The 10,658-nt window shown below is 73.1% G+C and carries 11 protein-coding genes; 5 read left to right on the top strand and 6 right to left on the bottom strand.

Features of this window, described 5'->3' with window-relative positions:
* Positions 1 to 100: 100 nt before the first annotated feature.
* The gene (locus ACFWZ5_RS15270) at positions 101 to 517 is read right to left on the bottom strand and encodes an RNA-binding S4 domain-containing protein (protein WP_384797532.1); all 417 of its coding nucleotides are present in this window, start codon (positions 515 to 517) and stop codon (positions 101 to 103) included.
* Positions 518 to 672: 155 nt separating this feature from the next.
* On the opposite strand from ACFWZ5_RS15270, the gene ACFWZ5_RS15265 reads away from it, so the two are divergent.
* The 4 genes from ACFWZ5_RS15265 (at position 673) to ACFWZ5_RS15250 (ending at position 5,834) form a co-directional block, all read left to right on the top strand.
* On the top strand, positions 673 to 2,034 hold the full coding sequence (locus tag ACFWZ5_RS15265) for a M20/M25/M40 family metallo-hydrolase (RefSeq protein ID WP_384797529.1): 1,362 nt from the start codon (positions 673 to 675) through the stop codon (positions 2,032 to 2,034).
* Complete coding sequence (locus ACFWZ5_RS15260; RefSeq protein WP_384797526.1) at positions 2,031 to 3,557, top strand: YfcC family protein; 1,527 nt, start codon at positions 2,031 to 2,033, stop codon at positions 3,555 to 3,557. The genes ACFWZ5_RS15265 and ACFWZ5_RS15260 overlap by 4 nt, the downstream gene beginning before the upstream one ends.
* A 49-nt stretch (positions 3,558 to 3,606) precedes the next feature.
* The gene (pip, locus tag ACFWZ5_RS15255) at positions 3,607 to 4,569 is read left to right on the top strand and encodes a prolyl aminopeptidase (RefSeq protein WP_384797523.1); all 963 of its coding nucleotides are present in this window, start codon (positions 3,607 to 3,609) and stop codon (positions 4,567 to 4,569) included.
* Between the two features lie 233 nt (positions 4,570 to 4,802).
* Positions 4,803 to 5,834, top strand: coding sequence for a glycoside hydrolase family 6 protein (locus tag ACFWZ5_RS15250; RefSeq protein ID WP_384797520.1), 1,032 nt, complete (start codon positions 4,803 to 4,805; stop codon positions 5,832 to 5,834).
* Between the two features lie 20 nt (positions 5,835 to 5,854).
* Here ACFWZ5_RS15250 and ACFWZ5_RS15245 read toward each other — a convergent pair whose 3' ends face one another.
* From ACFWZ5_RS15245 to ACFWZ5_RS15225, 5 genes are read right to left on the bottom strand one after another with little or no spacing between them, the layout of a single operon-like run.
* A complete protein-coding gene (locus tag ACFWZ5_RS15245) occupies positions 5,855 to 6,307 on the bottom strand; it encodes a GNAT family N-acetyltransferase (RefSeq protein ID WP_384797517.1) in 453 nt (150 codons plus the stop codon).
* Complete coding sequence (locus tag ACFWZ5_RS15240; protein WP_384797514.1) at positions 6,304 to 6,726, bottom strand: RidA family protein; 423 nt, start codon at positions 6,724 to 6,726, stop codon at positions 6,304 to 6,306. The genes ACFWZ5_RS15245 and ACFWZ5_RS15240 overlap by 4 nt, the downstream gene beginning before the upstream one ends.
* Positions 6,727 to 6,781: 55 nt before the next feature.
* Complete coding sequence (locus tag ACFWZ5_RS15235) at positions 6,782 to 7,786, bottom strand: TolB family protein (RefSeq protein WP_384797511.1); 1,005 nt, start codon at positions 7,784 to 7,786, stop codon at positions 6,782 to 6,784.
* Positions 7,783 to 9,060, bottom strand: coding sequence for an MFS transporter (locus ACFWZ5_RS15230; RefSeq protein ID WP_384797508.1), 1,278 nt, complete (start codon positions 9,058 to 9,060; stop codon positions 7,783 to 7,785). The genes ACFWZ5_RS15235 and ACFWZ5_RS15230 overlap by 4 nt, the downstream gene beginning before the upstream one ends.
* A gap of 21 nt (positions 9,061 to 9,081) precedes the next feature.
* A complete protein-coding gene (locus ACFWZ5_RS15225) occupies positions 9,082 to 10,032 on the bottom strand; it encodes a metallophosphoesterase family protein (protein ID WP_384797505.1) in 951 nt (316 codons plus the stop codon).
* Positions 10,033 to 10,241: 209 nt separating this feature from the next.
* Here ACFWZ5_RS15225 and ACFWZ5_RS15220 point away from each other — a divergent pair, with 209 nt between their 5' ends.
* Entirely contained in the window at positions 10,242 to 10,655 is a 414-nt protein-coding gene (locus ACFWZ5_RS15220; protein ID WP_384797501.1) for a hypothetical protein, read from the top strand.
* Positions 10,656 to 10,658: the final 3 nt, after the last annotated feature.

Raw genomic sequence — 10,658 nt, 5'->3', positions numbered from 1 at the left:
GGAAGGGCGGGTGGGTGGGGGAATCAGCCTGCCCGGCGTTTGAGGGCGAGGCGCGCAGCGCCGGAGAGAAGGGGGTCTGGGGGGCGGAGCCCCCAGGGGGTCAGCCGAGGCCCAGGGTGCCCTTGAGGCGCTCCATGTCGCGGCGGTCCCGCTTCGTGGGGCGACCGGCGCCCCGGTCGCGCACCCCCGCCGGGGCAACGGCCTCGCGCGGAGGCGGCGGCGGGCTGTTGTCGACGTAGCACTCGACGGCCACGGGCGCACCCACCCGCTTGCGGATGACGCGCTTGACGATCACCACACGCTCGCGGCCCCCGGCCTGACGCAGGCGGATCTTGTCGCCCGGCTTCACCCCGTACGCGGGCTTCACGCGCTCGCCGTTGACGCGGACGTGCCCGCCCTTGCAGGCCGCCGCGCCCATGGAGCGGCTCTTGACCAGGCGCACCGACCAGATCCAGCTGTCGACGCGGACGCTGCCGCCGGTCGTGTCCGCCGTGTTCGCTGACGTCTCCGAAGCCATGTCCTCGACCTTAATGCGGCATCGGTGCGGGCACCCAGGGCCACCGGCGAGCCGTCCGGAATCCGCCAGCGCTCACACTCGATAATTCGGGCTGAATCACAGCAAATTCAATAAACATGGTAAATACGGCAATCTTGCATGCAGAGGTGCTGCCCATGACGCCCGAAGAGCTCGCAACCACGGTCGACGGCCTGATGGACGGCCTGCGCGCCGACCTCGAACGGCTTGCCACGATCCCCTCGATCGCCTTCCCCGGATTCCCGAGCGGCCCGGTCGAGGAGGCCCACGACCTGGTCGCCGCGCTGCTGCGGGACGCCGGTGTGCCCGCCGTCGAGCGCATCGACCTGCCCGACACCGCCCCGGTCGTCTACGGCGAGATCCCCCCGCCCGCGCCGGACGCGCCCACCGTCCTGCTGTACGGGCACTACGACGTGCAGCCGCCCGGCGACGAGCGGCTGTGGAAGTCGCCGCCCTTCGAGCCGACCCCCGTCGACGGCGGCCTGCGGGCCCGCGGCATCGCCGACGACAAGTCCAACGTCATCGCCCACCTCGGCATGCTCCGCGCGTACGGCGGACGCCCGCCCGTCGGCGTCAAGATCGTCGTCGAGGGGCAGGAGGAGTACGGCAGCGCCTTCGACGCCTACCCGCCCACCGACCCCGGGCGCTTCGCCTGCGACGCCATGGTCATCGCCGACCTCGGCAACCTGCGCCCCGGCACGCCGACCCTCACCACGGGGCTGCGCGGCGCGGCCGAGGTCACCGTCGAGGTCCGCACCCTGGACGAGCCGCGGCACAGCGGCGAGTTCGGCGGCGCCGCGCCCGACGCCCTCCTCGTGCTCCTCAAAGCCCTCGCCACCCTCCACGACGTGCACGGCGACGTCGCCGTCGAGGGCCTGCGCCGCGACGAGTGGGACGGCACCTCGTACACCGAGGAGGAGTTCCGCGACCTCGCGGGCGTGCGCGACGGGATCCCGCTCATCGGCAGCGGCAGCCTCGGCGAACGGCTGTGGAGCGGGCCCGCGATCACCGTGATCGGCCTGGACGCGCCGAGCGTCGAGCACGCGGCGTCGGCGGTCGTGCCGTACGCGCGCGCCAAGCTGAATCTGCGCTTCCATCCCCGGCAGGACCCGCGCGACGCGCAGGCGCGGCTCGTCGACCACCTGCGGTCCCTGAAGCCCTTCGGCATCCCGCTGACCGTCACCCCGGGCGACACGGGCCCCGGCTACGAGGCGCGCACCGGCGGCCCCGCCTACCGCGCCGCGCTCGCCGCGCTCAAGGAGGCCTGGGGCGAGGACGCCTCGTACGTGGCGACGGGCGGCTCGATCCCGCTGGTCAACGGGCTCGCGACGGCCGCACCCGGCGCGGAGGTGCTGCTCTTCGGCGCCCAGGACAGCATGTGCAACCTGCACGCGCCGAACGAGCACGTCCTGCTCTCGGAGCTGCGCAACACGGTGGTCGCCATGGGGGCGTTCGTCCGCGAGTACGCCGCCGACTTCGCCGCCGGGGGCCGGCCATGAGCGCCACCGCCGCCGGCCCCGACACCGAAGAGCCGACGCCCAAGGGCAAGTTCACCTTCCCCAGCGCGCTGACCGTCCTCGCCGTCGTCACGGTGGCGGTGTGGCTGCTCGCGTTCCTGATCCCCTCCGGCGCCTACGACCGCGACGCCAAGGGCGCGCCCGTCCAGGGCAGTTACCACCGCGTCCCCGACGAGCAGTCCTTCGTGGACCGCCTCAACGACCTCTTCCTGGCGCCCGTCAACGGCCTGTACGGCATCCAGGACCCCAAGTCCGGTCAGGTCGGCCCGGATCTCGCCGGTGAGCTGTACGGCAGCGCGGGCGTGTTCCTCTTCGTCCTCGCGATCGGCGCGTTCATCACCGTCGTCTTCGCCACCGGCGCCCTCGACCGCGGCATCGAGCGCCTCGCCCACCGCCTGCGCGAGCGCGGCGCGCTGCTGATCGCGGGCGTCATGGTGGTCTTCTCCGTCCTCGGGACGGTGGAGGGCTTCGCGGAGGAGACGCTCGGGTTCTACGGCCTGATCGTGCCGTTGATGCTGGCGCTCGGGTACGACCGGATGACGGCCGTCGGTGCGATCATCCTGGGTGCGGGCATCGGCGTGCTGTGCTCGACCGTCAACCCGTTCGCGACCGGAGTGGCCTCGTCGGCGGCGGACATCTCGCTCGGCGACGGGATCGTGCTGCGGTTCGCGATGTGGCTGGTGCTCACGGCGGTCACCGTCGCGTACGTCATCCGGTACGCGAAGCGCGTACAGAAGGACCCCGGCCGCTCCCTCAGCGGCTTCCTGCCCGGCGACCGCGAGCTGACGGCCGCCGACGCGGGCGAGGTGCCCGAGCTCACCGGTCTGCACAAGGCGATCCTCGTCGTGGTCGCCCTGGTCTTCGCCTTCATGATCTTCTCGGTGGTGCCGTGGTCCAGCGCCCTGACGGGCAAGGCCGACGCCGAGCCGTACGGCTTTGAACTCGGCTGGTCCTTCCCGCAGTTGGCGGCGCTCTTCCTGTGCGCGGCGGTGCTCGTGGGTCTGGTGGCGCGGATGGGCGAGCAGAAGCTGAGCGCGACCGTCATCCAGGGCGCGGCCGACTTCATCTCGCCCGCCCTGGTGATCGTGCTCGCCCGCGGAGTCACCGTGATCATGAACAATTCGCGGATCACGGACACCGTCCTTCACTCGATCGAGGGCGTGGTCAAGGGCACCTCGTCCGGCCTGTTCGCGGTGATCGTCTTCATCGTGAACCTGCCCCTGGCCTTCCTCATCCCCTCCACCTCGGGCCATGCCACGCTCGCCATGCCGATCCTCGCGCCGCTCGCGGACTTCGCCGACGTCTCGCGGTCCGTCGTCGTCACGGCCTGGGCGGCGGCGAGCGGCTGGATGAACCTGTGGGTGCCGACGACGGCCGTGACGATCGGCGGGGTGGCGCTCGCGAAGGTCGGCTACGACAAGTACCTGCGGTTCGTGTGGCCGCTGCTCGCGCTGCTGTTCCTGCTGATCTGCGGGTTCGTGGCCGTGGGAGCGGTGCTCACCTGACGCGGAAATCGATGCGACGCCGGACCGACGCGGCCTCTAGGGTGCTCGGATGCCTCTTTACCCGCAGATCGAACCGTACGACCACGGCCTGCTCGACGTCGGTGACGGCAACCGCGTGTACTGGGAGGTCTGCGGCAACCCGCGGGGCAAGCCCGCCGTGGTCCTGCACGGCGGGCCCGGATCCGGCTGCACGCCGGGCCACCGGCGCTACTTCGACCCCGACGCGTACCGGATCGTCCTTCTCGACCAGCGCGGCAGCGGCCGCTCGACGCCCCACGCGAGCGGGCACGGCACCGACATGGGCGTCAACACGGCCAAGCACCTGCTCGCCGACCTGGAGCTCCTGCGTCGCCACCTCGGCATCGAGCGGTGGCTGGTGTGGGGCGCGTCGTGGGGCTCCGCGCTCGGCCTGCGGTACGCGCAGACGTACCCCGACCGGGTGTCCGAGCTGGTCCTCACCGGCGTCGCCACCGGCAGTCAGGCCGAGGTCGACCTCATGACCCGGGGGCTCGGCCGGATCTTCCCCGAGGCGTGGGAGGCGTTCCGCGCCCAGGTGCCCGAGGCCGAGCGCGACGGTGACCTGGCCGGGGCCTACCACCGCCTCCTGGAGTCAGGGGACGCGGAGACCCGGGCGCGGGCCGCGCGGGCCTGGACCGACTGGGAGACGGCCATGGCCGCGCAGCCACCGCGGTCCGTGCCCCGGTACGAGGACGCGACGTTCCGCGCCGGATTCGCGCGCACCGTCACGCACTACTGGGCCAACGGCCACTGGCTCGGCGAGGACGGCGCGGTCCTGCGCGACGCGGCGTCGCTCCACGGCATCCCGGGCGTCCTGGTCCAGGGCGCCCTCGACTTCGGCAACCTCCTCGGCATCCCCTGGCGCCTGCGGGAGGCGTGGGGGACGGCGGACCTGATCCTGGTGGACGACGCGGGCCACGACGCCGGTGCCGGCGGCATCGTGGGGGCCTTGGTGGCGGCCACCGACGGGTTCCGCGAGCGGAATCCAGCCTGAGCGACGGAATTTCAGCCCGTCAGGGGGTACCCCCTGCTCGTCAGAGCTTGGGGGAGTTTGAGGACGAGGCCGAAGGCCGATCAAGGGCAGGAATCCAAGGGGACAGGAACGCCGTAGGAGTGATCTTCCACGGCACCCACGCCCGGTCCAGCCGCCCGCCAGGGCCCCGCGTCGCACACTCCGTGAGAGAAGCGCGCCGGGCCCGTCCGGCGCCCCGATCGCGGAGCCGCCCGGTGTCCACCGATCCCCCTCGCCCCCGTCGCCCCCGTCACCCCCGTCACCCCCGTCGACCGTCCCGCGCCGTCGTCGCCGCCCTCGCGCTCGGCGCGCTCGCCGCCGCGCCCGCGGCGCCCGCGGCTCCCAAGGCTCAGGACACCGCCCCCGCGACGCGGGACGTCACGTTCTGGGTGAACCCGGACACCCCCGCGTCCCGGCAGGTCGCCCTCTGGTGGCGACAGTGGCGCCTGACCGACGCCTGGACCGTGGCGCGCATCGCGGTCCGCCCGCAGGCGGAGTGGCTGAACAAGGACCGGCCGGGCCCGGTGGTGCGCTCGCTGGTGCGGCGGGCGGCAGCCGCGGGCCGCACCGCCGTCCTCGTCGCGTACTTCATCCCGCACCGCGACTGCGGGGACTACTCGGCGGGCGGCGCCGACGACGCCGACCACTACCGGGACTGGATCGACGGCTTCGCCGAAGGGCTCGCCGCGCACGACGCGTACGTCGTCGTGGAACCGGACGCCATCGCGCAGATGGTGGCGGGCTGCCCGGGGGCCGACGCCGCCGAGCGGTACGCGCTGCTCGACTACGCCGTCACCCGGCTCAAGCGGCAGCCCGGCGCCAAGGTGTACCTCGACGCGGGCAACGCCACCTGGATCCCGCAGGAGCGGCGCCTGGCCGCACCGCTGCGCCGCTCGGGCATCGACAAGGCGGACGGCTTCGCGCTCAACGTGTCCAACTTCCACACGAACGCGGTGAGTTCGGAGTACGGGCACCGCGTCGCCCGGGTGCTCGGCGGCGACCGGCACTTCGTCGTCGACACCAGCCGCAACGGCAACGGGCCCTACGCGGGCGACAAGCCCTGGTGCAACCCGCCGGGCCGCGCCCTCGGCACCCCGCCCACCACCCGCACCGGCGACCCCGCGATCGACGCCTACCTGTGGATCAAGCGGCCCGGCGAGTCCGACGGGGAGTGCAGGGGCGGCCCGGCGGCGGGGGACTGGTGGCCGCGGTACGCGCTCGACCTCGCGCGCAACGCGAAACACTGACGCCTCAGGACACTGACGCCTCAGGGCCGCCACACGTACCGCACGTCCGGCTCGCCCTCCTCGTTGTCCCCGTCCGTCCGCTCGGCCGCCACGAAGCCATGGCGTTCGTAGAAGCGCCGCGCGGGCGCGTTGACCTGGAACGTCCACAGCGTGAGGCCGTCCGGGGCGTGCTCCTTGGCGAGCGCGACGAAGCGGTCGCCGATGCCCTGGCCGCGCCGGTCGGGCGCCAGATAGAGCTGGCTCAGCTCCGCGCCGTCGAGCACCATCATCCCGACGACCGCGTCCGCCGCGACCGCCACCCACGTGCCGCCGCGGGGCAGCACCACGCGCGCGAAGTAGTCCCGCACCGCGTCGTCGGAGTGGGCCCGGCGCACCGTCGGCAGCGCGGCGTCGTACGAGCGCAGATAGACCTCGGCGACGGCGGGCGCGTCGGCCGCCGTCGCGGGGCGCAGGGTGACGGCCGCCGCGGTCACCCGTCGGCTCCGTCCGGCACCACGGCCGTCGCGGTGATCTCGACGAGCTGTCCCGGGTAGCCGAGGACGGTCACGCCGAGCAGCGTCGACGTGTGCGGCTCGGGGGTGAGGAGGCCGGAGGCGCGGACGACCTCCCACGCCTCGGTGAGGACGCCGGGCACGTCCCCGACCACGTACACCGTGCTCGCCACGACCTGCGACAGGTCGCTGCCGATGGCGCGCAGGGCCTCGTCGAGGTTGGCGACGACCTGCCGCGTCTGCGCCGCCACGTCCCCCGCGCCGACCAGCTTCCCATCGGCGTCGAGCGGCACGGAACCGGCCATGAAGGCGAGCCGGGTCCCGGCTTCGACGACGGCTGCGTGGGCGTATCCAGGGGGCGGGAAGAGGGACGGGACGACGGTGCGGTGTGGGGTGGTCATGGGCCCATCGTGCGTGCGGCGCGGCCTCGTACGCACCTGAATATCTCGTGAGGGTTCAGCGCACCGCCGCCGGTGAACTGCCCCCGGGCACCCGCAGCTCCGCCCGCCCGGAGCCGTCGGCCGGCACCGTCCAGATGTCCTGCTTGCGGCCTTCGCGGCCCGGCAGGGCGTACGCGAGCGTGCCGTCGTCCAGCCACGCCGCCTGGTCGTCGACGCTGCGGCGCTCGGCGACGGGGTGCTCGCGCATCGTGCGCAGGTCGAGGACGTACAGGCGCCACGGGTCCGACGTGCCCTTGCGTACCCGCTTCTTGAACGCGACGCGGGTGTTGTCCGGGGACAGGGACGGGCACTCCACGTTCTCGCGCAGGGCCCGCGCGGCCCACTTCCGCAGGTCGCCGCGGACGAGATACGTCTTGCCCCGCGTCGAGACGGTGGCGTAGAAGCGGTTGTCGTCGCGGGCGAAGGTGACGCCCCAGTAGTTGACGTCGGGGGCGTGGTGGCGGCGGCCGTCGACGGTGAGCGGGATCTCCTCCATGTTCTTGATCAGGTAGCCGGTGCGGGTGTCCAGGATCGAGGTGCGGGTGGAGAAGGAGGAGCCGCCGCCCGCGTAGGAGTCGCCGGTCGTGAACATCGTCCACGAAAGCATCCGGCCCGACGCCGAGACGCGGGCCCGGTTGGGGATGCCGGTGAGCGCCACGCGCCGCTTCTCGCGCAGGCGTTCGTCGAGGACGACGGCGTACGACTTGGGCGGGATGCCGGGGCGGCGCAGCAGGCACAGGGCGGTGCCCCCGGCGGCGTGGAAGCGCTCGCAGGAGGGGCCGCCGGTGGTGCGGCGCACCCCGCCCGCGACGGGAAGCCGGGCCACCCGGCCCGCCCCGGCCTCCGTGGAGCGGAAGTAGAGGTGGCCGCGGTCGAGGGCGAACTCCGAGGTGGCGGAGACCGGTTGGGCGTCGTGCGCGGCCCGCATGGTGTAGGCGACGGCGATGGCCGTGAGCAGGGCGGCGGCCGCGGCGACGGCGATGACGCGGACGCGGAAGCGGGGGGAGGGGGCGGAGTTCATGGTGTCCCTTCGGTGGGGGCACTGGCGGCGTGGGGAGCGGAGGGGTGCGGTCGGCGCGGCAGCAGTGCCGCCGCACCCCCGATCGCCACCGTGAGCGCGAGCACCGCGCAGGTCAGCGCGGCGCCGACGCCCCACAGCGTCCATGCCGCGCCGAACCCGGCCGCGGCGACGAGCCGGCTGAGCGCCTGGCCGGTCTGGACCACGGCCATGCCTGCGGCGCGCTGCCCCGGCGGTACGAAGGGCGTGGCGAGCGCCATCAGGACGCCGTCCGTGGCGGCGTAGAAGACGCCGAGCGCGAGCAGCACCCCGACGAGCAGCGCCCGCCCGCCGGTCGGCAGGAGCAGCAGGGCGTACGCCGCGAGCAGCGCGCCGTGCCCGGCGAGGAACGGCCCGCGCCGCCCGAACCGGTCGGCGAGCCGCCCCGCGGGGACGGCGAGGAGCAGATACACCGCGGCGGTGCCGAGCGGAAGCAGCGGGAACCAGCTCTCGCCGAAGTCGAGCCGCCGCTGGAGCAGCAGATACAGGAAGGCGTCGCCGACCGTGGCGGCGCCGAGGAGCGCGGCGGCCCCGCACAGGCGCCGGAAGCCGGCGTCGCGAAGCAGTGCGAGCGACGCGCTCAAGCGGGTTTTCGGGCGGGCCGCGGGCAGTGCCTCGCGCCCCGGTACGAACGCCGCCATCAGCAGCACCCCGAAGAGCCCGAAGCAGAAGCTGACGACGAAGACGGCGTCGTACGCGTCCGCCGTGACCCACAGCAGCGCGAACGCGGCGAGCGGGCCGAGCAGCGCGCCGGTGGTGTCCATCGCCCGGTGCACGCCGAAGGCGCGGCCGAGTGCGTCGGGCGGGCTGTTCAGGGAGATCAGCGCGTCGCGCGGCGCGGTGCGCACGCCCTTGCCGAGGCGGTCGGCGGCGAGCGCGGCCCCGATCCCGGCGGTGGCGCCGCCCGCGAGCAGCAGACCGAGCCGGGACAGGGCGGACAGCAGGTAGCCGGAGCCCGCGACGAGCTTGTGCCGCCCGCCGCGGTCGGCGGCGTACCCGCCGAGGAGCCGCACGAACGCGGTCACGCCGTTGTAGAGCCCGTCGAGGAATCCGAACGCGAGCGGCGAGAGCCCGAGTCCGAGGACGAAGTACAGCGGCAGCACGGCCGTGACCATCTCCGAGGAGATGTCCGTGACGAGGCTGACCGCGCCGAGCGCGAGGACGGGACCGGTGACGCGGCCGCGGCGAGTGCGGGCCTTGGCCGCGGTGGCGACCGCGTCGGTGGAGGCCAGATACATCGGTGCGCTGTCCGGTCCGGGTCAGCGGCAGTTGTACGAGGGGCTGCTGTCCTTGGTCGCCCCGTCCGTCCCGATGAGCTTCCAGGAGAACCCGTCGTCGCCGAAGTCGAACTTCACCACGCCGTAGGTGTTGGTGATCCGCTTCTGGCTGTTGGGCTGCACTTCCTCGATCTTGTACGGGTTGGCGCCGCCGGTCCCGGCGATCACCTCGACGATGCCCTTGTCCGCGTCGGCCTTCCCGTTCTCGTCCTGCGGCGCGAACCGCTCGTAGTGGTGGTCGTGCCCGCCGAGCACGAGTTCGGCCTTCGCGCCGCGGAGCAGCTTCCAGACGGGTTTGCTGACGGGGTTGTTGCCGTGCTCGCCGGAGGAGAACAGCGGGTGGTGGAAGTACGCGGCCACGCACTTCTTGGCGGTGCCTGCGAGGTCGGACTTCAGCCAGTTGATCTGCGCGGAGTCGTCGAAGCTGTTGGAGTCGAGGGCGACGAAGTGCCAGTTTCCCTGGTCGTAGCTGTAGTAGCTCTTCCCCTTCGGGTACGCGATGTCCCCGAAGTAGCTCTTGTACCCCTTGAGCGGCCCGGCCGGGTCGTACGTCTCGTGGTTGCCCGGCACCGGCCGCGTCTTGCTCTTGAAGGCGCCCCAGGTGGTTGCGTAGTACTTCTGGAAGTCCTTGAGGCGGGCGTCGTCGTACTGGTTGTCGCCCATGGTCATCACGAAGTCCGGATTGAGCTGCTGCACGAGCGCCGCGGTCTTCGGGTGCGCGCACCTGCTGTCGCTCTTGGTGCACTGCTCGGCGATGTCCCCGACGGCGACGGCGGAGAACGCGGCCCGCGCGTCCCGCCCGCCCTCGGCGGCGTCGGCGGGCGACCAGACGAGCAGCCCACCGGCGACGGCGAGCGCGGCCCCCGCGGCGGCGGGCACGCCCCAACGGGCCTTGCGGCGACGGGATATGGGCGCACGAGAGGTGGGAGGCATGTCCTTCTCCTGGGGGGTGGGGGGTGGGGAGGACTGTCTCAGGCATGGTGGCGAGCGGGCATGTTCGCGTCAATGACGCGGGAGATAATTGTTAGGAAACTTTCCTACCATCGGCAGGGCGGCCTCTCGGCGCCCCTCGCTCAACATCCCCTGCCCCGGCTACCGTTGAACCCGACCGCGCACCCCCCGACCCGCACGAAGGAGCCCCCGTGGACCCAGAAGTGACCGCCCTCGCCACCGCCGGTGCCACCGCGCTCGTGCAGGCGATGGTGGGGGACGGGTGGGCGCACGCCCGGGATCGGGTGGTCGCGTTTCTCGGGCGGCGGCGGGACGGGGGTGAGGGCGGGCTCGCCGGTGAACTCGACGAGTCCCGTGCGGAGTTGGTGGCCGCAAGGGACGCCGGGGACGCGGAGGCCGAGGGGGATGTGCGGGCCGCGTGGCGGAGCCGGATGCGGCGGGCGCTGCGGGACGATCCCGACGCGGCGCGCGAACTACAGGCGCTGCTGCGGGAGTTGGGGCATGAAGAGGCGCGCGGCGGGGTCGCGTACAACACCATCAGCGGCGGGGTGCAGCACGGGACCGTCATTCAGGCCCACACGGTGGGGGACGTGAACCTGGGATAGGCG

The sequence above is a fragment of the Streptomyces sp. NPDC059003 genome, from assembly GCF_042740445.1.
In the GTDB taxonomy this organism is placed as follows: domain Bacteria; phylum Actinomycetota; class Actinomycetes; order Streptomycetales; family Streptomycetaceae; genus Streptomyces.
This window is presented reverse-complemented; position numbering and strand designations above follow the sequence as displayed.